The organism is Halomarina litorea (assembly GCF_024227715.1).
GTDB lineage: Archaea > Halobacteriota > Halobacteria > Halobacteriales > Haloarculaceae > Halomarina > Halomarina litorea.
In genome coordinates, this window is record NZ_CP100448.1 from 2,243,563 (window position 1) to 2,269,413 (window position 25,851).

Annotated in this window: 33 protein-coding genes, 1 tRNA gene and 1 pseudogene; 18 read left to right on the forward strand and 17 right to left on the reverse strand. The window is 66.2% G+C overall.

Going from position 1 to position 25,851, the window contains the following annotated elements; translation table 11 throughout:
- Window positions 1–152 precede the first annotated feature (152 nt).
- Complete coding sequence (locus NKG96_RS12390; RefSeq protein WP_254535263.1) at window positions 153–428, forward strand: hypothetical protein; 276 nt, start codon at window positions 153–155, stop codon at window positions 426–428.
- Here the strand turns inward: NKG96_RS12390 and NKG96_RS12395 are convergent, their stop codons facing one another.
- A complete protein-coding gene (locus tag NKG96_RS12395) occupies window positions 429–704 on the reverse strand; it encodes a winged helix-turn-helix domain-containing protein (protein ID WP_254535264.1) in 276 nt (91 codons plus the stop codon).
- Window positions 705–1,315: 611 nt separating this feature from the next.
- On the opposite strand from NKG96_RS12395, the gene NKG96_RS12400 reads away from it, so the two are divergent.
- From NKG96_RS12400 to NKG96_RS12440, 9 genes are all read left to right on the forward strand, one after another.
- Window positions 1,316–1,597 carry a hypothetical protein gene (locus tag NKG96_RS12400; RefSeq protein WP_254535265.1) on the forward strand — a complete coding sequence of 94 codons (282 nt, stop codon included), beginning with the start codon at window positions 1,316–1,318 and terminating at the stop codon, window positions 1,595–1,597.
- Between the two features lie 100 nt (window positions 1,598–1,697).
- Window positions 1,698–2,006 carry a hypothetical protein gene (locus NKG96_RS12405; RefSeq protein ID WP_254535266.1) on the forward strand — a complete coding sequence of 103 codons (309 nt, stop codon included), beginning with the start codon at window positions 1,698–1,700 and terminating at the stop codon, window positions 2,004–2,006.
- Complete coding sequence (locus tag NKG96_RS12410; protein WP_254535267.1) at window positions 2,003–2,242, forward strand: hypothetical protein; 240 nt, start codon at window positions 2,003–2,005, stop codon at window positions 2,240–2,242. The genes NKG96_RS12405 and NKG96_RS12410 overlap by 4 nt, the downstream gene beginning before the upstream one ends.
- Window positions 2,239–2,712 carry a hypothetical protein gene (locus NKG96_RS12415; protein ID WP_254535268.1) on the forward strand — a complete coding sequence of 158 codons (474 nt, stop codon included), beginning with the start codon at window positions 2,239–2,241 and terminating at the stop codon, window positions 2,710–2,712. Before NKG96_RS12410 ends, NKG96_RS12415 begins: the two co-directional genes overlap by 4 nt.
- Complete coding sequence (locus NKG96_RS12420) at window positions 2,709–2,906, forward strand: hypothetical protein (protein WP_254535269.1); 198 nt, start codon at window positions 2,709–2,711, stop codon at window positions 2,904–2,906. Before NKG96_RS12415 ends, NKG96_RS12420 begins: the two co-directional genes overlap by 4 nt.
- Window positions 2,903–3,181, forward strand: a complete 279-nt coding sequence (locus NKG96_RS12425; RefSeq protein WP_254535270.1) for a hypothetical protein — start codon at window positions 2,903–2,905, stop codon at window positions 3,179–3,181. The genes NKG96_RS12420 and NKG96_RS12425 overlap by 4 nt, the downstream gene beginning before the upstream one ends.
- Window positions 3,178–3,624, forward strand: coding sequence for a hypothetical protein (locus tag NKG96_RS12430; RefSeq protein WP_254535271.1), 447 nt, complete (start codon window positions 3,178–3,180; stop codon window positions 3,622–3,624). The genes NKG96_RS12425 and NKG96_RS12430 overlap by 4 nt, the downstream gene beginning before the upstream one ends.
- Complete coding sequence (locus NKG96_RS12435; RefSeq protein WP_254535272.1) at window positions 3,624–4,370, forward strand: DNA polymerase sliding clamp; 747 nt, start codon at window positions 3,624–3,626, stop codon at window positions 4,368–4,370. Before NKG96_RS12430 ends, NKG96_RS12435 begins: the two co-directional genes overlap by 1 nt.
- A 67-nt stretch (window positions 4,371–4,437) precedes the next feature.
- Entirely contained in the window at window positions 4,438–4,641 is a 204-nt protein-coding gene (locus NKG96_RS12440; protein WP_254535273.1) for a hypothetical protein, read from the forward strand.
- 2 nt (window positions 4,642–4,643) lie between these two features.
- Here the strand turns inward: NKG96_RS12440 and NKG96_RS12445 are convergent, their stop codons facing one another.
- Complete coding sequence (locus tag NKG96_RS12445; protein ID WP_254535274.1) at window positions 4,644–5,894, reverse strand: tyrosine-type recombinase/integrase; 1,251 nt, start codon at window positions 5,892–5,894, stop codon at window positions 4,644–4,646.
- Window positions 5,895–6,035: 141 nt separating this feature from the next.
- Entirely contained in the window at window positions 6,036–6,188 is a 153-nt protein-coding gene (locus tag NKG96_RS12450; protein WP_254535275.1) for a rubrerythrin-like domain-containing protein, read from the reverse strand.
- A gap of 787 nt (window positions 6,189–6,975) precedes the next feature.
- Here NKG96_RS12450 and NKG96_RS12455 point away from each other — a divergent pair.
- Window positions 6,976–8,364 carry a hypothetical protein gene (locus NKG96_RS12455; protein ID WP_254535276.1) on the forward strand — a complete coding sequence of 463 codons (1,389 nt, stop codon included), beginning with the start codon at window positions 6,976–6,978 and terminating at the stop codon, window positions 8,362–8,364.
- Window positions 8,365–8,678: 314 nt separating this feature from the next.
- On the opposite strand, the gene NKG96_RS12460 is transcribed toward NKG96_RS12455, so the two are convergent.
- Window positions 8,679–8,831 carry a hypothetical protein gene (locus NKG96_RS12460; RefSeq protein WP_254535277.1) on the reverse strand — a complete coding sequence of 51 codons (153 nt, stop codon included), beginning with the start codon at window positions 8,829–8,831 and terminating at the stop codon, window positions 8,679–8,681.
- A 104-nt stretch (window positions 8,832–8,935) separates the two neighbouring features.
- Window positions 8,936–9,274, reverse strand: coding sequence for a DUF7344 domain-containing protein (locus NKG96_RS21175; protein WP_438267354.1), 339 nt, complete (start codon window positions 9,272–9,274; stop codon window positions 8,936–8,938).
- A gap of 310 nt (window positions 9,275–9,584) precedes the next feature.
- Between NKG96_RS21175 and NKG96_RS12470 the strand changes: the two genes are divergently transcribed.
- Entirely contained in the window at window positions 9,585–9,872 is a 288-nt protein-coding gene (locus NKG96_RS12470) for a HalOD1 output domain-containing protein (RefSeq protein ID WP_254535279.1), read from the forward strand.
- A 504-nt stretch (window positions 9,873–10,376) separates the two neighbouring features.
- Here the strand turns inward: NKG96_RS12470 and NKG96_RS12475 are convergent.
- The 7 genes from NKG96_RS12475 to NKG96_RS12505 form a co-directional block, all read right to left on the reverse strand.
- Window positions 10,377–11,471: an oxidoreductase gene (locus tag NKG96_RS12475; protein WP_254535280.1), complete on the reverse strand. Its 1,095-nt coding sequence runs from the start codon at window positions 11,469–11,471 to the stop codon at window positions 10,377–10,379.
- A gap of 366 nt (window positions 11,472–11,837) precedes the next feature.
- The gene (locus tag NKG96_RS12480; protein ID WP_254535281.1) at window positions 11,838–13,067 is read right to left on the reverse strand and encodes a Cdc6/Cdc18 family protein; all 1,230 of its coding nucleotides are present in this window, start codon (window positions 13,065–13,067) and stop codon (window positions 11,838–11,840) included.
- 507 nt (window positions 13,068–13,574) lie between these two features.
- Window positions 13,575–13,649 (reverse strand) — tRNA-Val (locus tag NKG96_RS12485).
- A 38-nt stretch (window positions 13,650–13,687) separates the two neighbouring features.
- A complete protein-coding gene (locus NKG96_RS12490) occupies window positions 13,688–13,951 on the reverse strand; it encodes a DUF7553 family protein (RefSeq protein ID WP_254535282.1) in 264 nt (87 codons plus the stop codon).
- A 154-nt stretch (window positions 13,952–14,105) separates the two neighbouring features.
- Window positions 14,106–15,059: a hypothetical protein gene (locus NKG96_RS12495; RefSeq protein WP_254535283.1), complete on the reverse strand. Its 954-nt coding sequence runs from the start codon at window positions 15,057–15,059 to the stop codon at window positions 14,106–14,108.
- A 356-nt stretch (window positions 15,060–15,415) separates the two neighbouring features.
- A complete protein-coding gene (locus NKG96_RS12500) occupies window positions 15,416–16,579 on the reverse strand; it encodes a DUF7282 domain-containing protein (RefSeq protein WP_254535284.1) in 1,164 nt (387 codons plus the stop codon).
- Between the two features lie 46 nt (window positions 16,580–16,625).
- Window positions 16,626–17,159: a cob(I)yrinic acid a,c-diamide adenosyltransferase gene (locus NKG96_RS12505; protein WP_254535285.1), complete on the reverse strand. Its 534-nt coding sequence runs from the start codon at window positions 17,157–17,159 to the stop codon at window positions 16,626–16,628.
- A 77-nt stretch (window positions 17,160–17,236) separates the two neighbouring features.
- On the opposite strand from NKG96_RS12505, the gene NKG96_RS12510 reads away from it, so the two are divergent.
- Window positions 17,237–17,413 carry a DUF7838 family putative zinc beta-ribbon protein gene (locus NKG96_RS12510; protein ID WP_254535286.1) on the forward strand — a complete coding sequence of 59 codons (177 nt, stop codon included), beginning with the start codon at window positions 17,237–17,239 and terminating at the stop codon, window positions 17,411–17,413.
- Between the two features lie 23 nt (window positions 17,414–17,436).
- Here NKG96_RS12510 and NKG96_RS12515 read toward each other — a convergent pair whose 3' ends face one another.
- A complete protein-coding gene (locus tag NKG96_RS12515) occupies window positions 17,437–17,712 on the reverse strand; it encodes a YrhK family protein (protein ID WP_254535287.1) in 276 nt (91 codons plus the stop codon).
- Between the two features lie 861 nt (window positions 17,713–18,573).
- Here NKG96_RS12515 and NKG96_RS12520 point away from each other — a divergent pair.
- Complete coding sequence (locus NKG96_RS12520) at window positions 18,574–19,704, forward strand: acyl-CoA dehydrogenase family protein (RefSeq protein WP_254535288.1); 1,131 nt, start codon at window positions 18,574–18,576, stop codon at window positions 19,702–19,704.
- 123 nt (window positions 19,705–19,827) lie between these two features.
- The gene (locus NKG96_RS12525; protein WP_254535289.1) at window positions 19,828–20,010 is read left to right on the forward strand and encodes a DUF7331 family protein; all 183 of its coding nucleotides are present in this window, start codon (window positions 19,828–19,830) and stop codon (window positions 20,008–20,010) included.
- Window positions 20,011–20,141: 131 nt separating this feature from the next.
- On the opposite strand, the gene NKG96_RS12530 is transcribed toward NKG96_RS12525, so the two are convergent.
- The gene (locus NKG96_RS12530; protein WP_254535290.1) at window positions 20,142–20,495 is read right to left on the reverse strand and encodes a winged helix-turn-helix transcriptional regulator; all 354 of its coding nucleotides are present in this window, start codon (window positions 20,493–20,495) and stop codon (window positions 20,142–20,144) included.
- Between the two features lie 165 nt (window positions 20,496–20,660).
- Here NKG96_RS12530 and NKG96_RS12535 point away from each other — a divergent pair, with 165 nt between their 5' ends.
- Window positions 20,661–22,052 carry a dihydrolipoyl dehydrogenase family protein gene (locus NKG96_RS12535; RefSeq protein ID WP_254535291.1) on the forward strand — a complete coding sequence of 464 codons (1,392 nt, stop codon included), beginning with the start codon at window positions 20,661–20,663 and terminating at the stop codon, window positions 22,050–22,052.
- A gap of 4 nt (window positions 22,053–22,056) precedes the next feature.
- On the opposite strand, the gene NKG96_RS12540 is transcribed toward NKG96_RS12535, so the two are convergent.
- From NKG96_RS12540 to NKG96_RS12550, 3 genes are all read right to left on the reverse strand, one after another.
- Window positions 22,057–22,485: an HTH domain-containing protein gene (locus NKG96_RS12540; protein ID WP_254535292.1), complete on the reverse strand. Its 429-nt coding sequence runs from the start codon at window positions 22,483–22,485 to the stop codon at window positions 22,057–22,059.
- A 229-nt stretch (window positions 22,486–22,714) separates the two neighbouring features.
- Complete coding sequence (locus NKG96_RS12545; protein ID WP_254535293.1) at window positions 22,715–23,242, reverse strand: HTH domain-containing protein; 528 nt, start codon at window positions 23,240–23,242, stop codon at window positions 22,715–22,717.
- Window positions 23,243–23,320: 78 nt separating this feature from the next.
- Complete coding sequence (locus NKG96_RS12550) at window positions 23,321–24,001, reverse strand: haloacid dehalogenase type II (RefSeq protein ID WP_254535294.1); 681 nt, start codon at window positions 23,999–24,001, stop codon at window positions 23,321–23,323.
- A gap of 105 nt (window positions 24,002–24,106) precedes the next feature.
- Here NKG96_RS12550 and NKG96_RS21060 point away from each other — a divergent pair.
- Both NKG96_RS21060 and NKG96_RS12565 read left to right on the forward strand, forming a co-directional pair.
- Window positions 24,107–24,705 (forward strand): annotated as a pseudogene (locus NKG96_RS21060) (DUF3179 domain-containing (seleno)protein).
- A gap of 106 nt (window positions 24,706–24,811) precedes the next feature.
- Window positions 24,812–25,843 carry a guanosine monophosphate reductase gene (locus NKG96_RS12565; RefSeq protein WP_254535295.1) on the forward strand — a complete coding sequence of 344 codons (1,032 nt, stop codon included), beginning with the start codon at window positions 24,812–24,814 and terminating at the stop codon, window positions 25,841–25,843.
- The last annotated feature ends 8 nt before the right edge of the window (window positions 25,844–25,851 follow it).

Genomic DNA, 25,851 nt, shown 5'->3' on the forward strand with positions numbered 1-25,851 from the left:
GTCGACGAATGAGGCGACGGTGGGGGAAACAGGGTATCAAACGTCGCTCTCTCAGTGTAACCTGAAAAGACCAAGCTGTGTTGGTTAAGACTCTGGCCGACACGTATTTCGCACATATTCTTATTACACGGCGGGTGATGTGACAACATGATATGATACGGGACAGATACGCTCGGCTTGGTGGGTGGATTCGGGACAAATCGGCGGGCGTGAAGGGCGGCATCGCAGTCGGCGCACTCCTCGTGTTCTTTCTCGTCGTGCAACCACTCGCACAGGCCAGCCAAAGCATCGGTCGGGAGGACGCAGTGCCGTTTTTCATCGCCGGAGTCCTCACAATCACCCTCGCCGTGACCGTGTTCTACGTTCTGTACGTCGCTGTCCGGTCGCTCATCGGCGATGTGCGTGGGCGCGGCACTGGAAGCGAATAGTTACTCCTCGTCTCCGAACTCTCGACGCTCAAGGGTACCCGCGTCGAGTTCTTCGTCGAGCCACGACTCGCCTTTGTCGGTGATGATGTAGACCCCGCGAGCGATTCGGTCGACGAGGCCATACCGCGCAAGTTCGCGGACCCTCTCGCCGGCGTAGTTCTGCGCAAGGCCCGTGTTCTCGTGGAGCTTCTTAGGAGTCTGTGTCCCCTTCTCGCGGAGTGTTTCGAGCACCTGGTCGTCGGCAGGTCTGCTCATCCACTCCGCCTCCTTGCGCATCGTACGCCCACTTCCATCTGTGGATAACATAGTACCTCCGATGTTTGATAGATACTGTGTGCGTCGTTATAGAACTTGTGGCATCCACAGCTCAATCTGTGCCGCACACAGAAACTTATTTGTTACACCCGTACAATGCGTTGATAGACGACGCTCTCGCCCCACTTCGGTACCCCTCAAAAGGTGCCCCCAGTGATGGGGCGTTTACGACCGCGTGCCACCGCGGTCGGGCGTCGTCTACCGAAAACGGTAGAGTCAGTCCATGCACACCCACGTCCCGACGCGGCTTAAGTACTCACGAATTAGCAGATGTCAATCTGCTGTTAATGTGGACGGTCTGTCAGAGGGGTCGCTGTCGCTCGTGGATATTGGCATGGGCTGCGCTCGCCGTCGCGAAATAACAGTAAGACCATGCTACAGTCCAATTTGCAGGCCCAAGAGCCTGCCGGAAACCCGAGGCTACACTTCCACTCGGCGGTTAATCCCCGAGTTGGCGTGAGCCTCCCGCGAGTCGAACCGACAGCGGCGAAAGCCAGACTGTGGGACACTTTCAGTTCCGCTCTGGCGTGTAAACCGATTCATGTGTGGACAGGTCATCAGACCGGAACAGGATGTCCGCCATCCACGAGACCGACCACAGACTCCTCGGCGACGGGTCGAGCGCGGCCGATGCACGCAAGTGCGTCATCATCGACAGCAACGACGAGATCGACCGGATGCGCTACCGCTGCCCGGCCGGGCACACCCGCTGGTCGCCGACGAACAACCACGTCTACTGCCAGTCCTGTGCGGACGCCGCCCAGCACGACGACTCGATCACACCCGAGTACTGGGAGCTCCACGACGCGAAGACCGGCGAGACGATTCCCTGGTCACGCATCGACTTCCGCTGACGGTAGGACAGACGACGACCACCTGCGACGGCCGACCCCGACCGCGGCTCTCTCACCAACACACGGCCGGGGCCGCCTCGCAGCTCCCAAACACGAGAGCATGAGCACGCACGCAGACGCCGACGATAGTAGCACCGCTTTCACGAACAACCCGTTCGCCGATGTCGACACGCACGTCACGCCGACCGCAGTGGTCAACGCCTTCACGGGCGCGAGCACCATCTTCGAAGTCCAGCGCGACCTCCGCGTCCCCCGACACAAGGCAAAGCACCTCGCCGGGGAACTCGGTCTCCGAGCCAGCCATCCCGGCGCGGGCATCGCGAAGAAGCTTGACCGTGCCGAGGTCGAGGAGGCCGTCGCACAGTACGTCCGGGCACACCGCGAGAGCAAGAGCGAGGAGGGACGATGACGGTCTTCGGAGCGACCGGGTGGGCGTTCCTCGCCGGAGCAGTCGCCGGCTGTGCGGTGACGCTCATCGCCACGCCGCTGCTCATTTGGTGGGTTGGCTCGCGGCCTACCAACCGACCGGAGCACCGCCAGCCACCCGTGACCGGCGCGGGGCAGACGCGCGATCCGGACCGCGAGGAGAGCGGACTGAAGCGCCTCGTCGACACGCACGGCGTCGAACTGGAGGACTACCGATGAGCCGTGCACTGCACATTGGCGACGTCGCGCTCGACCTCGCACAGGGGCGGCCCGTCCAGGTCATGGACGTCCTCGACGAGGACGCGGCTGAGTGGTCCGAACAGAACGGCTACGACCTGACCGAGAACTACGCGAACGAGCGCCTCGGTACGAGCCCGATGGACACGGTCTACGACTGCGTCTACGTCAACAATGCGCGCTCCGAGCCGTCGAAGACCTACGCATTCCCGGAATCCCGCCTCCTGCGGCTCGAACCCGAGGCGGCGACCGACGACGAATGGCCGGTACAGGAGCGGCTGTTCATCCACTACTTCAGCCAGCTACTCGACGCGGCCGCAGCCCTAGACGACTCCAGTGCGGTCGATCAGCTACTCACCGTCGCCGGGAACGCGTGGTTCCCGCCGGACCTCGTCGACGCCGCCCGAGAGCTCCACGAAGCCGAACAGTTCGGTCGGGGTGACGAGGAGTGAGCCTCCACCAACTCAGTTCCGACCGCTTCTGCCCGGCGTGCGGGACCGAACTCCCGTCGGCGGGCGGGAAGTCCATCGGCGTCGCCGACGACATCGGCGTCTCCGGGCGCTTCCCCGGCGAGGGCGGTGAGGCGTGCATCGTCGTCGACGACGGCCAGATCCGTGTCTACCAGCACGGGGAGGCAGACCGATGAGCGAGCATGAGACGGTGTGGATCGCTGTCGGCGGGCGGTCGAACAGCGCCCAGCGCTCGTATCACACCGACCCGAACTGTAGCGGGCTCAAGTCGGCGAAGCGCGTCGCCGAGAAGCCCCGCGTGACGCTATCGGCGAGGACGAAGCACTGCCGCCTCTGCTCGGGAGACTATCGCCCACACGCCGCCGGAGACGGCCGGAAGATGCAGAAGCGACTCCTCGAATCCAAGCCCGAAGACCTCGGGCTGTCGTCACTCTCGGAGGACTCAGCATGAGCCTCGCCGACGACCTCACCGATCAGGAGGGTGACTTCGACGCCGTCGCCGTCGCCCGCCTCCTCGCCGGCATCGACCAGCCCCACGCCGAGCGCGTCCTTCGCAACCACCTCGGGATGCAGGCGAGTCCGAGCGCCTCGGACGTCAAGCGCGTCCTCTTCGCCGAGCGCGACCTCGTCGGCCGCGCCGAGGACGACACCCAGACGTGGCTCATCCGACGCAAGGCCGGTGACCGGACCGGGTTCGACCGCCTGATCATCTCCGAGGACGGCCACACTCGACTGACCGACTTCGGCGTGGCCGGGGTCATGACCGTCGCCGAGCGCCACGACGTCGAGATCGTCCACGTCGACGACGTCCGCGAGCAGTTCGAATCGCCCGATACCGACCAGCGCGGCACTAACTTCGACAGCGGTGTCGGAGGCGTCTACAGAGGGCCATAATGTTCTCCGCCATCACCACCACGAAGCGTCTCGCATCGTTCGTCGACTACCTCAGCGCACTCGTCGACGAAGCCCGCATCCAGCTCACCCCTGAGGGACTCGTCGCGACGGCCGTCGATTCCGCGAACGTCGCGATGGTCGATGTCCGCCTCGACGCCAGCACCTTCGAGTCCTACGAGGCCGACGGTGGCCGAATCGCCCTCAACCTCGGCCGGCTCGACGACATGCTCTCGGTCGCCGACAACGACTCGCTCGTCCACCTCGACCTGAACGAGGACACGCGGACGCTCGACGTCCGCGCGGGACGACTCGATTACCGCTTCGCACTGATCGATCCTGATGCTGTCCGCCAGGAACCCGACTTCCCGGACATCGACGGCACGGAACTCGTCGCAGACTCCGATGACCTCACGATGATCGTGAAGGCGGCGAAGTCCGTCAACGAGGCCGACCGCGTCCGACTCGGCTACCGGCTCGACGAGGAGGAGTTCATCGCGATCGCCGAGGGCGACACCGACCGGATGCACTACGAGATCCCCCGCGACGACCTCGTCGCGGTCTCGACAGCGGCTGACGTCCGGTCGCTATTCAGCCTCGACTACCTCGCTGACGTCGTCTCTCCCATCCCGTCGGAGACGGACGTTCGCCTCACCGTGGGTGACGAGTACCCGGTGAAGCTCAAGTTCCACGACGAGGACGGCGCGCACGACGTCCAGTATCTCGTCTCGCCACGGGTGAGCAGCTGATGGGTTCGTATAGCACTCACGAGTGTACCGGCCTCGAAGCACCGACCAGCAGCACACGGAGGAGCGAATGATCGACATCGACGACATCGACGAAGAGACGTACGTCAGGGAGAACCGCGAACAGATCAAGGCCGTCATCAAGCACAGCGAGGACGAGTTCGCCCGCGCATGCGCCTGGGTGCTTCTCGACAAGTACAGCGATGACGCCGACCTCGACACGCTCGCCGAGGAACTCGACACCCTGCGGAACCAGCGAGGTGTGGACGCGTGACCCTACTGACGATCCTCGTCGACGAGCGCCTGCGCGCGGGCGAGCAGGTCGTCGTCGTCGGCGATGGCGTTGATGATTGTGTTGCGCTCCTCGACGTCGTCGAGGACGGTCGGGTCGTCGCGGACACGGCGGAGTGTGAGGCGCTTGACCGTCTGTTCGGTCTCCTCGAACTCCTTGGCTGCGAGCGGGTCGAGCGCCTGGTCGCACCACATGCAGAAGTCTTTCTCGCGGGGCGTCTGCTTGTCACACCGAGGACAGATGACCGGCGTGAGGTCCTCTGGGTTCGGGGCGTCATCCTCGACGACATCGTGGCCGAGGAGGCCGGCGTACGCGGCGCGCTCGTTGGACTCGTCGAAGGCAGCGATGTAGCGCGCGACGTGCTTACTGCCACGGGAGCGGCCCTGTCGGTCCTCGATGAGCGACTGATCGGCACCGAGTCGACGAAGGAACAGCGTGTTCGACTTTCTGAAGTTCGTCGGCGTGACCGGCTTCTCGACACCAGCCCGTTCAGCGGCGTTCTTGAACTGATTCAGGAACGAGGGGTTGCTCGGAAGTCCACCTCCGGAGAGCTTCGACCACAGTGGCGCGTCGCTGTTGCTTCGGTCGGGGTGATCGGACAGCCATCGCCGGAGATGCGGGACCGAGTAGATGAGCGTCAGGTGACGCTCGCCGGTCTTCCCGTCGACGGTGAGCTGCATCCCGATGCTGGTGTCGGTGAGACTGCCGACGGTCATCGGATAGAGTTCGGAGTAGCCGCGCGGCCCGGCCTCGAGGGCGAGGGCGAACAGTGCCTTGTCGCGAGTGTTCTGGGCGGCGCTGATCATCGCCTGGACGTCGTCCCACGTCAGCATCTCCTCGATGTTCGGCGAGGGGTCGTAGCTGCGACTGGTCCCCGTGGGAATCCAGGCGAGCGAGTCGGGAATCTCGTCAAGGCGGAGCGAGCGCTGTCCGAACTTTCGGAGGGCGCCTCGGTAGTCGCTGTTCGTCTCCTCGTTGGAGTAGGAGTCGTTGATCCACTCGACGAGTCGCTCTGCAGCGTCACGGTCTTCGCGTGCGTCAGCGAGTCCGCCGACGTTCTCGGCCATGATCGTACAGTGGCGAAGGAGCTTCTCGTGGCGGTGGTCCGAGTAGACGGTCTGGAGGAGGTCCATCTGGCGCGAGAAGTCCAGGAGCGCCTCGCGGTCGTCGTCGCTGAGGTCCTCGGAATCGCGGATGCGCTCTTTCAGACGGATGAGCTTCTGGCGAGCAGTCATATGAACGGGGAGTTGTGGTCGTGGGATGTAAGCTTCCGGCTAGAATCCCACCCTTGGCTCTCCGCTCGCTCGACAGGAGGTGCATCTCCCGGAGTCCCCGCGACGGGCCCGGAGTCGAACGGCCCACACCGACACGAGCGTCTATTCGTTGCTCGGCTTGCTGATGTTCTCCAACTCCCCACCGCACTCCGGGCACTTCCCGGGAGAGTTGTCCGCCTCGATTCGCTTCCCACAGTCGTTGCAGACGTAGGTGAACGGACCGTCGGGTTCGTCGCAGACCTCTTGCTCGGCCATGGCTCGCCTACAAGCCGTCCGAAAGAATGACACTGCCCCTTGCAGGGGTGGCTACTCGACGGTATTGAACGGTGAATTATAGTGTGCGGAAGTTGAAACAAAAACGAACGGACGGGCGGACGGGACGACGGGGTGTGAAGCTGGACGACCGCCCTCGACAGGTCGCGACCGTCCACCAGCGGGCCGTCCGCCCCGGCACTAGCGGTGCCTTCGTCGGACAGTACGGTCGGGGTCACGGGGAATCGTGTCGTGGTACCACGTGACATTCCCGAAACGATTAGGCGACGCGGATATGGTCCCCAACTTCCTGTGTTCAGGTACACGGGATTGCCAGTCCCGTCCGGATCGTGTGCTTCGGCCCCGCGCCATGCCAAGCCCGGGGCCGTCGTTTCTCTTTCAGACAGCACCAGCCACCGTTGTGTTCGCCTTCTATCCCGTGAACTAAACATGCATAGACGTGAGAACTATCCTCCCTACCGCAAACCGGATAGTACGGAAGGAGGACGAGCGGACTTGGCACACGACCGGCATGGCACGGCCTCTTTCCCCGGATGCAGTCGGGTGGCACCGACTGCGGGGGCTGGCACCCCCCACTCGTGGCGGTAGCGTCCCCAGCGTTACCGCCTTCTACCACCACACTCCGACTCGACAGCCGCGCGACCCACGCTCGACGCCGACCCTCGAACCCGATAGCGACGACCCTCGGCACCGACCCTCGACCTCGATAGTTCTCCCGGAGAGCGTCCCTCGCGGGGCGCGCCCCGAAAGACACTGGTGAGTCCCCGACGTGGAGACGGACATCACGGACGAAACTCCGGCGGACGACTCGCTCGTCCGCGGCAGGGACGGACAGTTCCGGTTCGAGCGAGCGGTGCGCGTCGACCCCGCCGAGACGGACGACGTCACCGGCCACGTCGCCGACCGACTCGCAGACGGGACGCTCGTCCGGATCGATTCGGGTCGATACCGGGCGGACTCGGCGCTCGAGTACGTCGCCGAGGGCCACACGGTCGGTATCGAGGTGGTGGGCGACGGTCCGGCGACGTGGGTCTGTCACGACGACACCGACCTCGTTGCCTCCCAGTTGGGGCGGTTCGGCGCCGGGTGGAGCCCGCTCGCCGGCCTCTACGTCGACGGGCCCATCGAACTGGTGAGCGAGGGCGACGCGAACTGCCCCGGGTTCGCCATCATGCACTTCGAGCACGCCGAGGTGACGGGAGTCCGGGTGGCCGATGAGGCGACGCGGGAGACGCTCTACTTCAGGCACGACAACCACGCCCCGGCGAGCCACGACCAGCCGAGTTACTTCGAGGACCTCTCGGTTGCGGGGATGTCCACGCCGACGACGGGGCGCAACTCCGCGTTCGGCTTCTTCTCCGAGGGGATGGAGGGACCGACCGTCCTCCGGGACGTCGACGTCGAGAACGCCGGTGGACACGGTGCCTACCTCTCGAACTCCTCGCGGATACACGTCGACGGTCTCAGGGCGAGGAACTGCGCGAGCACGAACCTCAGGCTGCCGACCCGCAGTTACGTGAGAAACGTCGATGTCGTCCTCGACGGGGACTACCGCCACCAGCGGGACGCGGTCGGCATCGCCGCCATCGAGAACGAGGCCGCGTTCGAGGGGGGCGACCCCATCGGGATGCAGGTCGTCGAGAACGCGACCATCGAGCACTGCTGTCACGCGAACGGCGTCCGCTACAGCCTGAAACTCGGTCACGACAAGGACGGGATGGACGCCGGCGACGTCGACTTCGTCGACCTCACCGTCGAACACGAACGGACGGACGCTCCCGCCGTGTGGGTCGGGACGAACTTCTCGGGGACCGCCCGATTCGACGACGCGTGCACCATCAACGGGAAGCGGGTTCGAGAGCACGTCGAGGAGGGGACCGGACAGGTCCGCGTCCCCGAAGGTGCGACCCTGGAGTTCGTCGAGACCATCGCCGACCCGGTCGTCGCCGACCCGTTCGCCGACGGCCGGTTCGCCGCCGCGCGAGACGACGAGAACGGGACCACCGGTACGTCCGCGTCCGAATCGCAGTCGAGGCAGTCCGCGCCGGGACAGTCCACCGCGACCGGCCTCCCGCACGGGACGTGGACCGTCGGGGGACTGACGGTCGTTCTCGACGAGACGGGACTGCGAATCTCCCGGTCCGGACCCGACGACTGATTGCGCTCCGGGGGTCGGGGCGCCCGCGGCCGCGTGCGCTCTGCCCGTTCGGGCCGCTCACGAGTCTGGCCAGAAATCACCGAGTGATGGGCCGGAACGCCAGCGGGGATCAGCCGAAGTGGCACACCGGCCTTCCCGGAGAGACGGAGACGGCGCTCCCGTGTGTCTCTTTCGCCTATCTGTGTAGCCACGAGTCGGGTTCACACCCCCCGGACCACCGGGGTGGACACGGGAAGGACGACCGGAGTCGCCTCGTGGTGACCGCGCAGAACCCGGGGTAGTCGGTGTCACGGTCCGAGAGAGCGTCCGGGCGGTTACTCGTACCAGCAGGGTGGTTCGGGCCCGTCGGGTTCGCGTATCGTCGCGATGGTGGCGAGTGCTACGTAGAGGCACGCGGCGGCACCGAGGGCGGCGGTCCTGACCAGCGGGTGTGACCGGCGTTCGGGCGGTCGGATTGCGATGCTCATACGTACCAATCGTCAACGAAGCATAAACTCTTTCTGCAACGTTATCCGAATGTTTAAATTGTTGAATTAGTGAATTTCTTGCCGTGGGCACTGGGCCGGGCGGTTCACTCGCCGACGGACTCGAGGGGCGCCCGGAACTGCTCGCAGTTCGGGCCCACACCGACCAGTCGGTCGCTCTCTTCGTACTCGATGACGCCGTGTCGGGCGAGTTTGGGGAAGTGGACGTGCAGGAGGACGGTCAGACTGGGCGCGATGTCGCCGGCGGCCACGTCGCTCACCGGGACGCCCTCGATGATGCTCGTGACGCGACGTGCCACTTCTCTGGCCTCGAGCGGGCATCGAGAGGGATCCGCGTCCAGCAACACACGGATGGTCGCGCGACGGTGTTCATCCGAGAGAATCTCGAATAGTACGTCCGTCGTCAGCGTCGGACGGTAGCCCATTGCCGTTACAGGATGTACATATCGACAACCTCAGATAAATCGTCCGTATGCGGCCTCGGCGGAAACTACTTGAACTAGAGCAGTTCCGACGGGCACCACCTCGCGACGGGCGCGGGAGAGGCCGTCCCATCGCGTCCGTTGCCACATCCCGAAACTCGTGTGAAAAATTTACTCCAACTATATCGAATCTGAAGAATGTTAATCAAATCCATGACAAATGTGATGTATACTCGATTAGTCCTGTCGCCAGCAATGGGATATACTGGCAAACCGACTCGTCGCTCCGCGGGAACGACAGGCTGGCCGAACGATGGAGTCTGAGGAACACGACCGACCGACCGGTCGGCTCCTCTACGAGACGGATATGGACCCCGAGGAGGAACCGAGCGTCGCCGTCGTCGAGGCGATAGCGAAGGTAGAGGAGTGCTCGGCGAACGACCTTCCGGAGCGCCTGTTCACCGTGACGGACCCCGACGCCCTCGACCAAGTGCTGGTCGACCCGGCGAACGCCGGAATGGCGACGGTCGAGTTCGAGTTCTGTGGCTATCGCGTCACCCTGACGCGGGACGGCACGCTCCGAGTCGCTACCGTCCCCTAGCTCCCGCGTGGGCCGCGCTGTAGCCGCCCGTGGGACCGCCCCGGGGTCGAACTCAGGGAGTCGACCCCGGCAAGTCGAACCCGGGAAATCGAACCCGAGGGTCGACGGGGAATCGAACCCGGCGGGCCGGACGGCGGCGATGCTGTCGGAGGTGCTGTGAGGAAGAACAGGGGCGGTGACCTGAGCAGGCAGCCTGGGGATGCTGTCCGGGGACACCCGCCGCGAGTCAGGTATGGCGTGCGGCGTGAGGTCCCGGCGACACCGCCGAAGTCGTCCTACGACCCTCTCTTCGATCGGGCGGAGATAAGTGTCCGGTAACCGACTTGTGTGTGGGTTACGGGAGGGAATCGGGCTACCGACCGGTTACCCGATTCCGGCGGGTCGACCGTCGGCGCACTCGGCTGGCGCGTTGGATTGGCGTTCTCGGTCACCGCGTCGGTCGACGGGGCAGCGCGGTTAGTCGAGGCGGTCGGTCGGCGCGGTCGGCGCGGTCAACCGGAGGGGTCAGTCGGCGGACTCCGGGACCTCGTGGTCGTTCAGTTCCGCGGTGGGAAGGAGCGTCCGCTCGAAGTCGAAGTCGTCGAGGTCGCGGCCGGCGGCGACGCGGCGCGGCCAGTCGGGGTTGGCGAGCGCCCCCGTACCGAGGGTGACGAGGTCCGCCCCGCTCTCGACGGCGCTCCGGGCGCGGTCGGGGTCTTCCAGCCCCCCATTGGCGACGACCGGTGCGTCGTGTCGGGCGGCCAGTTTCGCGAGCGTCGGGCCGCCCTCGACGGCTGGGGCCGTGACGTCCTCCTCGGTGACGTGGAGGTAGTCCGCGCCCGCCTCGACCAGCGTCTCGAAGACGACGGCGGCCTCCTCCTCGCCGCCCCAGGCGTGTTCGGGGTCGTTGACCTTCGTCTGGGAGAGGCGGATGCCGACGACGAAGTCCTCGGGCGTGGCGTCCTGGACGGCGGCGACGACCTCCGCGGGGAACCGCACGCGGTTCTCGACGCTCCCACCGTATTCGTCGTCCCGCCGGTTCGTGTAGTCCGTGATGAACGAATCGAGGAGGTAGCCGTTCGCGCCGTGGACCTCGACGCCGTCGAACCCGGCCTCGACGGCGTTCTCGGCGGCCGCGACGAACGACTCGCGGACCGCCTCGATACCCTCCGTCGAGAGCGCCGTCGGCGTCGCGAACTCGCCGCTGCCGCCGTACAGTTCGAGCTGTTCGCCCTTCGGCTCGACGGCGGAGGGGCCGACCGTCTCGTCGGTGTAGCGGTTGCCCTGTACGAGCGGGCCGGCGTGCATCAACTGGGCGAAGATGGGTGCCCCGACGTCGTGGACCCGTTCGGTGACGTCCCGCCACGCGGTGACCTGCTCGTCCGTGGCGAGTCCCGGCTGGTTGTCGTACCCCTGGCTGTGCGCCTCGTCGGTGTGGACGCCCTCGGTGAGGAGAAACGAGAAGCCACCCTCGGCGAACTTGGTGTAGTACCGGGCCATCTCCTCGGTCGCGCGGCCGTCGTCGGTCGCGCTCGTCCGGGTCATCGGCGCGAGACCGACGCGGTTGGCGAGCGTGTGACCGTCCAGCGTGACCTCGTCGAACAGCGTGTCCTCTGACATCGGTGTCGGTCCTTGGAGAGGGAGACGGAAGAGCCAAAACCGTCCGTGTGATGGCCGCGCAATCCCTCCGAACGACCGTGTTCGATGTCGAGTGCGAACAGTCTTCACGGTGAGGCGCCTTCACGACCCCGCGAGCGGCGTCGGTGTGACGGGTGGGACGAGTGACGGGTGGGACGAGTGACGGATGGGACGGGTGACGGACGGGATGGAGTGACGGCTGGAATCCGGGAGGTGGGGATAGAATAGCGGTGCGGATAGGAAGGTTGAAATCGGAGGGTCGCTAGTGTGAAATGGACACTGTTCGCCGATACCACCCCTCTTGTCCGAATAATCCGATATTTCTCTGCTATTAGGGTGCAGATAGTTCTATATCTTCCCTCTTTTCTCCGCCATCTGTCTAATCTCGTTGGCGATTTCCCACATCGACTCGTCCAGTTCCCCGAGGACGGTGATGGTCGCGTCGAGGTCGGTGTTCAGTTCCGCGGTGTAGTACGTCCCGCCCTGGATGCCGCCGGTCTGCGTGGTGAGCGTGATCTGACTGTGTAAGTCGAGTTCCTGCAGGTGGTCGCGCATCCGCCGCTGGACGAGCGGTTCTGACCCGACGCTCTCGGCGATGTCGCGGTAGACGGGGTAGACCTCGCCGGTCCGGGCCGGCGTCTCGTCTCGCACCTCGAGGAGGGTGACGGCCGTCAGCACGTACTTGTTCTGCGGCGTCAGGCCACGGATACCCTCCATCACGTGGTTGCGCTTGAGCACCTCGTGGGCCGTCTCGACGTGCGTCGTCGTGACGCTGTCCGCGCCGTCGGTCTGGGCCATCTTGCTCGCCTTGTACAGGTGGTTGATGGCCTGTCGCGCGGACCCCTCGTCCTTGGCGGCGTAGGCGGCACAGAGTTCGATGACCCCGGGCGCGAGAACGTCGTCGGCGAGGGCGATGTCGGCCCGGCGGCGGAGGATGTCCTGGAGCTGGGCGGAGTCGTAGGAGGGGAAGTCGATGACGTAGTCGTAGAGGGTGTCCTTGACCTTCGGCGAGAGGTTGTCCCGGAAGGAGAAGTCGTTGGAGATGCCGATGAACGACACCTTCGCCTCCTCCAGTTTCCCGTTGGAGTGTGCGCGGGGAATCTGGTAGAGGATCTGGTCGTCGTCGCCGATGGCGTCGATCTCGTCGAAGACGAGGACGATGGTTCCTCCGATCTCCTCTAGTCTAGAGAATAGTCTAGAGTAGAGGATGTCGGGGGCGTGGCCGTTCGGTCGCTCCGTGACATCGTCGGTGAGTTCGACGAGCAACTGGCCCGTCAACTGGTAGGAGGAACTCAACTCGTTGCACGAGACGTAGACGGGCGTCAACTCCTCGTCCCGGTCCTCGTCGAAGAACGACCCGAGGTCGTTGAGGGCGTACCGGGTCGCCGCCGTCTTCCCCTGTCCCGCCTTCCCGTAGAGGAACATGTTGTCCGGGGTGTACCCCCTCGTCGCGGGCGAGAGCGCCTCGTACATCTGCTTGAGTTCCTCCTCCCGTTCGGGGAGGTCAGCCGGCACCCAGTCCTCCCCGAGTACCTTGTCGTTCTCGATAATGTCCGTCTGCGTTCGGAAAGAGGGCATACCCGGACGATGGGGACCTCGCACATATACCCGACGTCTTCAACGTCTCGAACGTCCTCATCGGGGTCGTGAGGCGGGAGGGACCCACCCCTCGTGTCCGCATAATCGGTTCGCGCCAGTCTAGTGGGAACTTTACCGGCAAATATTTCCCACACATCGCGGGATTCGGAACCCGGCAGCGCGAACCCCACCCCCTCGACGAGAATTATGCGGACACGAGGGGTGGGTGGGTCCGCACGCACGCGCGGCCCACGCCGTCGAACACCTCCATCGACGAACATGTTATGTCGAACGTCCACTCCCCGCCCGCATGCACCCGACCCACCCGTTTCTCTTTCCGTCGCCGGGGACGGTGGCCGGCGTCGTCGCACTCCTCGCCCTCAGCCTCGCGGGACTACCATTCGGTGGCGCTTGCTCCTCGCTTTGCTCACGGTTCACTCCGTTCACCGTTCGCATCCGTGGTCGCTCCGCGACCACGCGTCGCTCGTCGCGTTGCGCCACCAGAAGTGGGTTGGGGCAGATTTGAACTGCCGACTTCCTCCGTGTGAAGGAGGTATCATAACCGGACTAGATCACCAACCCGCAGTTCGAACGAGCGGGCGATTCCACTTAACGGTTCCCTATTTCGCCGCACGGCGCGGGCGATACTCGCCCAACCGGCCCCTGGCGACACCGATTGCCTCGCGCGCCTCACCCTCGGCCCGCCCCTGTATCTCCTTCAGGTCCGACCGAAACTGGTCGACGCGAGAGGGTTCGGGGTCCTCGCCGCCGACCATCCCCTGCACGCGGCGCTGGATGGGGTCGAGTTCCTCGCGCACGCCCTTCCGGACGGTCGAACCGGCGCGTCGGAGGTAGTACTGAGCGTCTTCGAAGTGCTTGTTCATGGCACACATACTCCACTCTGAGATAAGAACACAGCGAAAAGAAAACCTATAAATACCACTTATCGACGATGGGCCCCTCCTTTCGGAGCGAACCAGACAGAGAGTTCACAGGTTCCGGGACTGAGAGGGAGCCTTCACCGTGTTTCGACGGCCATCAGCCGTCCGTCGCATGGTAGTCGACGACGATAACGGCGCTCACCAGCACCCAGTCCTTCACCAGGTAAGCACCCTCGAACGAGAGTCCCACCGGAAACGCCTGAAACACGACGGCGGGGAGTGCGACGATGGGAAGCAGCGAAAGGAAGAGGTAGACGACGACGAGATAGGCAGCGATGTGGGTTGTCCGATCTGTGACGAGGTAGAGGCCAATCGCCAGTTCGAGCGCCCCGATCAGCGGTTCGAGGAGACCTGGGGAGACGAACACCGCGACGGCTGCGGCCATCCAGTCGCCCGGTTCGGCCCGGCCGAGTATCGTCAGTAGCCCCGACCAGAGGAACACCAGCACTAGGCCGGTACGCAGGAGCGGCAGACTTGACCGCTGAATAGTGGCGAGTGCGGCCCTCCAACGCTCGATCGCCCGACCCGACCACGAGGCGGTCGAGATCCCACTGACGTCCCTGGCCCGCCAGTCGCTGTCGCCGTAGGAACTGGCCACGACAAGCCCCGCCGTCAGCAACACGAAGTTCTTCACGATGTACAATCCGGGGGTCGTCGGAACGAATAGAGAGGACTGAAACGTTATCTCCGGCACTACGAAAAGGGGGACGAAGGTCGCGGCCATCTGTACCATCATGCAGGCGACAGCAGGCTTCACCGTCCGGTAGTGGAGTAAGCCGAGGCCGACGATCGCCTCCCACCAGCCGAGAGCCGACATGAAGACGGGAAATGAGATCAGAGCCCGCAGTATCGGTGTCGCCTCGAGTGTCTCACTGACCAGCATCGTGGCCGGAGTCACCCCCAGCGGCTTGATGATGCCGAACCAGAAGAAAACGACTGCGAGCGAGTACCGCAGTGCACCGGTGGCATAGTACTCCTCGAGGGAGCCGAGTCGCCTGTCGATAGTAGTGGCGGCTCCTCTGAGCCGCTCGATGGGTTGTAGGTGTGCCACGTTCGTCGAGATGCCTCGGTCGAGGATGCTCTTGAACCGCGGATATAATTTTATATTCTGGCCGGTGACTGTCCAAAGAATGAAAATAAATACACAAATATCCGGAGATAATCCTGTATTTCGTACGATTCTACAGTGGTGTAAGTTCGCCCACCGGTACGTATTCGGCAGCGGTGATGTCACCGGCGTGGAGACGTGGTGCCACCCTACGAGGACTCCGCACGGACGACGGTGACGTGTCCGGGTGTGCCACTACCCGCTGGCCGACTACTCCCGCCTCTCGGTCGCCGCTGGTGCGGTCTGTCTGGACGCGGAAGCGGATCCGTTCGGGGGCCCCATCACGACGACTCGCGGCCTCAGCTCTCGTCGTCGGGGCAGTCCGTGTCGGCGAACTGCGCGAGGTACACCGCTTCGATTTCCCCTTTCGTCCGCTCGCTCAGCGCCTCGAAGTCCCGATTGTAGCGCTCTTGGGCGAGTTCGTCGAGGGTCTGGACGCTTTCGGCTGTGACCCCGTCTGAGAACGGCTGACGGTCGTAGATGTCCTCGACCTCTCTGGTCGTCTCCTCACTCAATTCGTCGAAGTCGCGGTCATACTTCGCCCGTGCGATGATGTCCCGAGTCACCAACGAGAGGTCGAACGCGCCGAGGTTCTCTGTGAGGGGGACGACCGCCGCAATGTCGGTCGTTCGGTTCAGCGGCGGGGCGAAGTCGGTGTCGCCGAAGCCGTATGCCTTGTCCGGGTCCTCTACCGAGTAGAAGTCCCACTCTTCGTTTCCGTTGACGTCTTCGTGGGGAAGCGCGACGAGGACGGTCGCCTCTTGGAGTCGCGACTGAGTTCCGTCGACGGCTGGAAGCAACTCGTCGACGAATAGCGGAACTTCGACGTTGTGGTACGTCCCCGGTTCGAAGAACGCCGAGTAGCCGATGATGTTCGTCGGTGGCTCGACCGGTCCCCCGTTGTCGCCGATGAACTCCGCCCCGAGATGGATGGAGACGAACCCCGGTGTCGTGAACCGTACCTTCTCGACGATCACGTACGACCCGTCCGTGACCTGATTGCCAAACCGGACAAACGCCTCCCCGTTTTCGTCGCTTTCGTTGTCGACCCCGTCGGTCTCTCCACTAACCGTCGCACTCGTGAGCCCCGCTCCCGCCAGCATCGTGCCCGCACCGCCGATAGCCTTCAGAACTGTTCGTCTGCCCGAGTGATTGGTGTGTTCGCTCATGGTTGTTGAGTCGCTCGCCCGTGTCCACAGTGGTGAACCGTGGCGAGCGGCGAGCCACCTCGGAAGAACGACGCCGTCAGTATCGCCGAGTCCGAAGTGAATCCGTCGACTCCACCCCCGCCGCGAGCGACACCTCGCCTCCGAATGGCCCGGGGAAGAAATGCTATTGTCAGATGATAAAGGTTTGCTAGCCGTACTAGCGTACTGGGTGTTTTTCGGTGAACAAATCGACGCACAGAGGTGTTCGCTCCGTCGCCACTGACTCGCCGTTCGGTCGATCCGGCCGGAGTCCATCGACGGCGGAGTGGTCGATAGGGGCTGACCGTACCGCCTTCCAGCGTCAGTAGGTGGGCGACTCCTCCGGGACGCCGTCGCGCTGGTTGACCACGCGCGCGAAGACGAACAGCGCGTCCGAGAGGCGGTTCAGGTAGGCGATGGCGTGCTCGTTGACGGGCTCCTCGCGCGCGAGCGCGACGGCCCGACGCTCGGCGCGGCGGGCGACGGTCCGGGCGTGGTGGAGGTGCGCGCCCGCGGCGCTCCCGCTGGGGAGAATGAACGACTGGAGCGGTTCGAGTTCGTCGTCGAACCCGTCCATCCACGCCTCCAGTCGGTCGACCTCCTCCTCGTCGATGCGGGGGGCGTCGCTGTCGTCGTCCGGGTCCGCGAAGTCCGCCTGGATGATGTGGAGGTGGTTCTGGACCTCCCGGAGGTACTCGTCGACGTCGTCGTACCCCGAGGGGCGGACCATCCCGATGACTGAGTTGGCTTCGTCGACGGTACCGTACGCCTCGATGCGGGCGCTGCTCTTCGAGACGCGTTCCATGTTCCGGAGGTCCGTCTCGCCGGCGTCACCTCGACCCGTGTAGACCTTCATACGCCCCATAGCCCCGCCAGCGACTTATACATCGGCGGGTGGAAAGCGTGAAGTGCCGTCCGCGACCATCGGGTGACATGAGCCTCGAGACCCAACACTACTGCCCGAGTTGCGGCGAGGAGACCACGTTCTACCGCACGGCCAGCACGGAACTCCACCTCGGCCTGAAGACCAAGTGGCGCTGTACCGAGTGCGACTACGGCTTCGTCCGCATCGGCGAGGACATCGAGAGCGACGCGGACGTCTCGGCCTGATTCTCCGCCGCGCCGACTCGTTCTCACCCCGACGTACTCCCCGAGTCGTCCTCTCGCTCGACGTACGTGACCAGTCCTTCGCCCACCGCCCGGACCAACATGAGGAACGACCCGACGACGAACGCCCACACGCCGAACGTCTGGAGTCGCCCCTCGAAGAGGAACAGGACGCTCCCCCCGAAGAACAGCAGGTTCCCGAGGAGTCCGAGGCTCAGGTGGACCCAGCGGTGTTCGTCGAGGTACGCACGTATCGCCTCACCGTCCAGCGACTGCCCGGAGTAGCTAGTCTGTGTCGCCATCGTGGTCACCGAGCCGTCCACGGGGAACGTCGGTTGGGCTTGAACAGTCGTCCCGATTAAGTCCCTTCGCTGCGAGCGGGTCGTCTCCCGGCTCAACTTCCCGAACGGTGCCCATCGCACGCCGGAGAACCCTCTCGTCGCTCGCTCGGGTGGCGTACCCCCCCGGCACACCCGGACCGTACACCGCATGCCACGATAGGAAATCGACTCAGGTCGGTGCGACCCGACGGTCCACGAGGAGGAGGCTCCCGACCAGCAACAGCACCGAGAGGGGGACGAGGACGCTGAACCCCGAGAGCGCCAGTCCCGACGCCTGAACGCCGAGACGAGCAGGACCGCCGGGCCACAGCAGGCCGGGGAGCGCCGCGAAGACGCCCGAGGCCGGCGTCAGCCCGCACGCCGCCGGTTCCCTGACCGGCGAGGTACGAGAGCGCGAGGTTCACCCCGACGAGGGCGGCGACGAGCCGAAGACGACGTCGCTCCCGTTGAGGAACTCGTCGGCGTCCCCGGGGCCGCCGAACGAGGGGTCGTCGATGGAGGGGAGTCGTCCTTCCCGGGCCCGCCGTTGGAGGTGGCCTCCCGTAGGGTAGCCGCGTCGTAGGCCATCGGGAGTCGCCGGTCCGCGAGGGGCAGGTCGTCCGCCCCGCCCACGACGGACCCCCCGCCGAACCCGAGATACCCCGAGAGGGCGACGGTCCCGGCCCCGGCGACACCCCCGAGGAAGCTACGTCTCGATACCCGTTCGCTCATACCGGGAGGATGGCAGTCCACCGATTAATACGAACCCGAACGTGCGACTCGCTCGTACGGGTGCGACACGCCGTCCCAAGAGGTATCACGAATCCCTCGGTACCGTCCCGCATGGACTTCGACCTCACCGAGTCGCAGTCCGCCCTCCGGGACGAGGTGCGGACGTTCGCCGAGGAGACCATCGAACCGCGGGCGGCGGCCCTCGACGCGAACGAGGAGTACCCCGCCGACGTCATGGCCGAACTGGGCGAGCGGCGATTGACCGGCCTCACCCTCCCCGAACGGTTCGGCGGGCGCGACGAGGGCTGGGTCGAACTCGCGGTCGTCGTCGAGGAACTGTCGGCGGCGATGATGCCCGTCGCGAGCGCACTCGCCCTCCACCACGGCGTCGCGGCCGTACTCGACCGCTTCGGGACCGACGAGCAACGCGAGCGCTTCCTCCCCGAGATGGCTCGCTTCGAGACGGTGTGTGCCCTCGGGTTGAGCGAGGAGAACGCCGGGAGCGACAAACTGGCGATGGAGACGCGGGCGGAACACGACGGGAACGAGTGGGTCATCGACGGCCACAAGCGCTGGGTGACGAACTTCCTCGACGCCGACTACGTCCTCACGTACGCGAAGACCGGCCCGGACGCGGACGCGCCGCACAGCGTCAGCGCCTTTCTCGTCCCGGCCGAGGAGTTCGAGGTGGAGACGGTGTGGGACACCCTCGGGGCGCGCGCCGTGAAGTCGCCGAAGGTCACCCTCTCGGGCGTCCGTGTCCCCGACGAGGCGATGGTCGGCGAGGAGGGCGAGGCCTACGTCCGGCGCGGCGAGGTTCCCAACGGCGTGAACCTCCCCGCGCGTGGGGTCGGCATCGCCCGGGCCGCCCTCGCGGAGACGCGCGAGTACGTCCGCGACCGCCGGCAGTTCGGCCAGTCGGTCGGCGACTTTCAGGGCGTGCGCTGGCGACTCGCGGAGATGGCCCAGCGGGTGGACGCCGCCCGCCTCTTGACGTTCCGGGCCGCACACCGGGCGGACGAGGGCGGGGACGTCGCTCGCGAACTGAGCATGGCGAAGGTGTACGCCACCGAGGCCGCCGTCGACACCGCGAGCGACGCGATGGACCTTCACGGCGGCATCGGCTACACCACCGAGCGACCGGTCGAGCGCTACCTCCGGGACGCGAAACTCCTCACCGTCGCGGGCGGGCCGAACGACCTCCACCGGAACACCGTCGGCGAGCGGGTTCTGGAGGGCTGAGTCGGCGGCCGGCCCCCCGGACCGCTCGCCGCGACGGGGGTCGACGGCACTACAAAGCTTATGCTACTACGTGACATAGTGTCGTGGGTAGTACTGACAGTAAACTCTAGATAAACTCCCAGAATGAGCACACGAACCTACGACGAGGCGGCTGGCGGGCACGGGACCGACGCGCACGACTGCGTGGCCCTCGACCTGGAGGACGGACAGGTCATCCTCTACGACCCGGCGGAGACGGGGGCGTGGATTCAGTCCGACGTCCACGTCACTCTCCCGGCGACCGGGAGCGTCCACACCACCGGGTGACCTCCCCGCCGGGAGGGACCCTGCACCGACCGCGACCGACTTCTCACGCCGCTTCGACCCGCTAGCACAGCCCTCGAACCGTGAGGCGGTGCCAACCGGGAGGTGGGGACCGACTGTCCCGAGCGGGGGTATCACTCGGCGGGTGCGGTGAGGTGGTCCTGGCCCCACTCGGCCATCGCCGTGATGACGGGTTCCAGCGACAGCCCGCGGTCCGTCAGCGAGTAACGCACCCGGATGGGTCGGTCCTCGATGACGGCGCGGTCGACGAGGCCGTACTCGCCGAGGCGTTCGAGGCTGTCCGAGAGAACCTTGCTCGAGATGCCGTCGACCGCGTGCTTCAGTTCGTTGAACCCACAGGGACCGTGGACGAGCAGGCGGTGGACGATGACCGGGTGCCACTTCGGTCCGAGGACGGTGGCCGTCGTGGTGACCGGACACCACTCCTCGCCCGCACACCAGACCTCCAGTCGCTCGGCTTGGCTCATACGTTACTCTCGGTAATCCCCCGGTGATAAGGTGCGCCCGACGATGTGCGGGTCGTGCCGTTCCGGGTCGATGCGCCGTCGTCGTCGGGTTCGACAGCCGCGCGGGTGGGCGACGACGGCCCACGGCGGGGGAAGGGATAAGCGAGTTCCGGCCGCGTCTCGGGTATGACGCACGTGGCCATCATCGGGGCGTACGGGAGCGCAGGCGTGGCCGTCGCGGACAAGTTGGCGGACGAAGACGACGTCGAGTTGACACTCGTCGACAATGGCGAACCCGGCGGCGGCCTCTGTATCCTCCGTGGCTGCATGCCATCGAAGGACGTCTTCTCCGCCGCGGCCCACCGCTTCCAGACGCGACACGACCACCGCGTGGAGGGCACCCCCGAGGTGGACCTCGACGCGGTGGTCGCCCAGAAGGACGAACACATCGCGAACTTCGCGGAACACCGCCGGGCGGCCGTCGAGCGCCTCTCGAAGCGCGACAACGTGGAGTTCCTCCACGGGACGGGCTACTTCGTCGACGACCACACGGTCCGGGTGGGCAACCGTGACATCGAGGCGGACTACGTCGTCGTCGCCACGGGGTCGAAACCGAACGTCCCCGACACGCCGGGGCTCGACGAGGTGGAGTACCTGACCAGCGACGACGTCCTCGACGCGACCGAGTTCGGCGACTCGGCCGTCGTGATGGGCTTCGGGTACATCGGCGTGGAGATGGCCCCCTACCTCGCCGAAGCCGGGGAGATGGACGTCACCGTGGTCGAACACGACGACCGGCCGCTGGACGAGGCCGACGACGAGTTCGGCGACGCGCTGATAGACGTCTACCGCGAGCAGTTCGGCATCGACGTCCTGACGAACACCGACGAGACGTCCGTCTCGCCCACCGACGACGGCAGGGTTCGTCTCACCGCGGAACACGACGGCGAGGAGCACGAAATCGAGGCGGACCAGCTGTTCCTGTTCACGGGCCGCCGCCCCGCGACGGACGGCCTCGGGCTGGAGAACACGCCGCTGGAGGCCGAGAACGGCTGGGTGGGGGCGACGATGCAGGCCCGCGACGACGACCGGGTGTTCGTCGTCGGCGACGTCAACGGCCGGGAACCCATCCTGCACGTCGCGAAGGAGCAGGGCCACGTCGCTGCCGAGAACGTCCTCCGTCACCGTCGCGGAGACACCCTCGTGGAGTACGAGAACGTCCACCACCACGTCATCTTCTCCGGGTTGGCGGTCTACCCCTACGCCCGGGTCGGCCACTCCGCCACGTCGGCACGGGAGGCCGGCGTCGACCACCACGTCTTCACGCGCGAGGCGAGTCAGGACGGCGTATTCAAGACGAAGAACCACCCCGAGGGGCTGGCGCGCCTCGTCGTCGGGGCGGACGGCACCGTTCTCGGCTACCAGGGCTTTCACCTCCACGCCGACGTGATGGCGAAGACGATGCAGGTGCTCGTCGAGAACGCCGTGGACGTGCGGTCGGTCCCCGACCGGGCCTACCACCCGACGACGCCCGAGATACTCGATGGCCTGTTCCGGGAGGCAAAAGAGACCCTCTGAAGGCTCAGGGGACGTCGGCGTAGTCGACTCGACGGTCCGCCCGGCAGGGCGCGAAGTGAATCAGTTCGTCGCCGTCGAACTCCGCCAGCGCGAGCGACGGCAGACGAACCACCTCGTGGCACTCGCCCGTGATGGCCGACTCGAGGCGCTCGGAGCGACAGACCTGCGCGATGGACCGTGCGGTCCCCTCGACCCACCGCTCGATGCGGTCGAGTCGGTCGCTCACCGTCCGACCCGCTCCGGTGTGGGCACCCGCGGACCCCGGACAGAGCGCCCGGCCCCAGACGAGGACGTCGAACCCGTCGATGACGCCGCGTTCCTCGAGGTCGCCGAGCGACTCGATGACCCGTTCCTGTCGCTGGTGGGCCTCCCGCGGCGCCAGCGACCGGACGTACAGTTCGACAGTCCGTCCCCCTCGGCTGTGCTCTGGCATGACGCTCTCCGTGATGTGTGGTACTCGTGCGCACACAAGTACCTTGTTCAGGCGTGCATTCCAGAGAAATCCGACCGACGACCACGCCAACCGTTATCCCGGGTGACGCTGTACGGCCCGGCATGAGCGACACGTTCCGCTGTGAGGCGTGCGGGAAGGAGTTCGAGAGCGAGGAGGAACTCGAAGACCACGTCCACACCGTGGGACTGGTCGACTGAGCGGGCTGGCCTCAGAGCCGCGAGGACTTCTCGGCGACCGGGCGGTCCGCCCCGTCGTCGCCGTCCTCGGAGTCGGTAGCGGCGCGCTTCCCGAGGGGGGCGCTGGCGAGCGACCCGAGGCGGCGGAGCACGGTGACGTGTTCGCCCGCTGCGAGGCAGGGCGCGAAGTGGACCAGGTCGTCGCCGTCGAACTCCGCCAGCGCCAGCGACGGCAGGTGGGTCACGGCGCGACACTCCCCGGTGATGGCCGAGCGGTGTTCGTCCGACCGGAGGGCGGCGATGGCCGACCCGGAGTCGACCGCCCACCGCTCGATACGCTCCACTCTGTCGAGGACCCACCGGCCCGTCGGGGTGTGCGCCCCGGTGCCGTCGGGACAGATGGCGTCGCCCCAGACGAACACGTCGTACCCCGCGAGTCGTCCCCGCGAGACGAGTTCGTCGAGCAACGAGAGGACGCGCTCCTGTGACTGGAACTCGTAGCTCGGAGCCAGCGAGCGGACGTACAGTTCGGCGGTGGTGGTCGTATCGCTCCGTGCCATCGTGTGCGTGTGAAGAATCCGCACGGATATAGCCGTGTCTGACAGCCCCACGACCGGTCGGGCCGCCCGACTGTGTGCTCAGGCGAGGTCGTCCGCGAGGTCGTTGAGGGTCTCGACGGTCAGGTCCGGTTCGCCGTCGAACGGCTCCCACGGGTCGCCCTTCCGGTCGACTCGGACGCCCTGCATCCCGGCGTGCATCGCGCCCTGCACGTCGAGCCACAGAGCCGCGACGTGCGCTATCTCGTCGATGGGCGTCCCGGTCCGGGCGGCGGCGTGGCGGTACAGTTCCTTCGAGGGTTTGAACGTCTCCACCTCGTCGGCCGAGATGGTGTCCTCCAAGAGGTCCCCGATGTCGGCGTGTTCGACCATCGAGTCGAGCATCTCGGGGTCGCCGTTCGAGACGACGTAGCAGTCGTAGCCCGCCTCGCGGATGCGCTCGATGCCCTCGCGTACGTCCGGGAACACGTCGAGTTCGTGGTAGACTGAGAGTATCTCGTCGCGCTCCTCCGTGGAGACGTCGGCGTCGTGGGCGTCCAGCGCGTACTGGAGGGCGTCGCGGTTCATCTCGTAGAACGGCTGGTAGGCGTCGATGTGGTTGGCGACCATCGTGTACTCCAGCGAGCGCGCCCGCCAGACCCGCGAGACGGGTTCCGGGTCCTCGACGCGTTCGCGCAACGCCTGCTCGGCGGCGTCCACGTCCACCAGCGTGCTGTAGGAGTCGAAGGTCACCGTCGAGACGCGGTCGGGGTCGAAGCTCATGCGTCCGGCCACCACTCGCGGGCCCCACATAGGACTACCCCGCGTCCGTGCGCCGCGGACACACCGAGGGTGGGGGTTTTGTCGGTCGGCACCCACGCACCGTGCATGAACGTCAGACAGGTCGTCCCGCGCGACGCCATCCCGAGCGTGGACGACCCCGAGTTCGGTCCCGACTACGGTGGCGACCCGGACGACGAGGTCGTCGTCCTCACGGTCGGGGAGGAGACGCGGGCGTACCCCGTCCGGTTCCTCCACTACCACAGGTCGTCAACGACCGAATCGGCGACCGCGCCGTCGCCGTGACGTGGTGTCTGCTCTGCGGAAGCGCCGTCGTCTACGAGACGGTGGTCGGGGGACGCGAGTCCGAACTGGGCGTCTCCGGCAAACTCGCGGACGACGCCCTCGGCTTCCCGCTCGAACGTGTCGCGGCGGCGGGCGGCGTCGTGCAGACCACCGCCGGCGACGAGTCCGTCGTCGTCTTCGCCGGCGACGCGGGCGTCCACGCCTTCAGCGACCCGGGAATCGAATTCTCGCGCGAGGGGCGAGACGGCGAAGAGGAGTTCCGCGCCGACGGGACGACGTGGGACCCGGCGAGCGGGCGGGCCGCCGACGGCCGCGAACTTGAGCGCCTGCCCGCTCGGCGCCTGTTCGCCTTCGCGTGGCAGGACGACCACGGCCCGGACGCCTTCTGGACTGCGGGATAGCGGGACCACTCGACTACTAAACCACGCCGAAGGCGTCAGAAACCGCGATACGACGGGAAACCAGAGCGACTATTGCGGGAGACCGACTCCTCTGTGAGGGTTCACGATGGACGTCAGGACCGGTCACTCGTACGGCGATGTACTACTCGTTCCACAGCGCTCGGCGGTCGACAGTCGCAGCGACGTCGACCTCTCGACGCGACTCACCCCCGAGGTGGAACTCGACGTGCCCCTGCTGAGCGCGCCGATGGACACGGTCACCGAGGTGGAGACGGCACTCGCCCTCTCGCGCGTCGGCGGGTTCGGCACCGTCCACCGGTTCCTGAGCATCGAGGAGCAGGCGGACCAGGTCCGGCAGGTCGTCGCCGAGGGCGAACGCTGCGGGGGTGCCGTCGGCATCGACGAGGACTACCTCGACCGGACCGGTGCGCTCCTCGACGCGGGCGCGAGCGCCGTCGTCCTCGACGTCGCCCACGGGCACATGGAGCGGGCGATAGACGCCGTCTCGCGCATCGACCGGGAGTTCGACGCGCCCCTCGTCGCGGGGAACGTCGCCACGGCCGCGGCCACGACTGACCTCGCCGCGGCGGGCGCGGACTGCGTGAAGGTCGGCATCGGCCCCGGGTCGCACTGCACCACCCGGAAGGTGGCGGGCGCGGGCGTCCCCCAGTTGACGGCGGTGGACGACTGCGCGGAGGCGGCCCGCGCCCACGGTGTCCCCGTCGTCGCCGACGGCGGTATCCGCACCTCTGGCGACGCGGTGAAGGCGCTGATGGCCGGCGCGGACACCGTCATGATGGGTGGGTTCTTCGCCGGCACCGAGGAGGCACCCGGCGACGTGGTGGACGTGGGCGACGAGCGATACAAGCGCACGCGCGGGATGGCGAGTTCCGAGGCCAACGACGCCCGGTCGGACAAGGACCTCACGCCCGACGCCGCCGAGGGCGTGGAGGGGTTGGCCCCCTACAGCGGCCCCCTCGCCGACCACGTCGAGGAGTTCCTCGCGGGCATCCGCTCGGGGCTGTCGTACTGCGGCGGGCACACCATCGCGGAGGCCCGGCGCAACGCCGAGTTCGTCGAGGTGGGCGCGGGGGCGCGCGAACGCGAAGGCGCACACTCCATCAGGACCGACCAGTAGCGGACCGG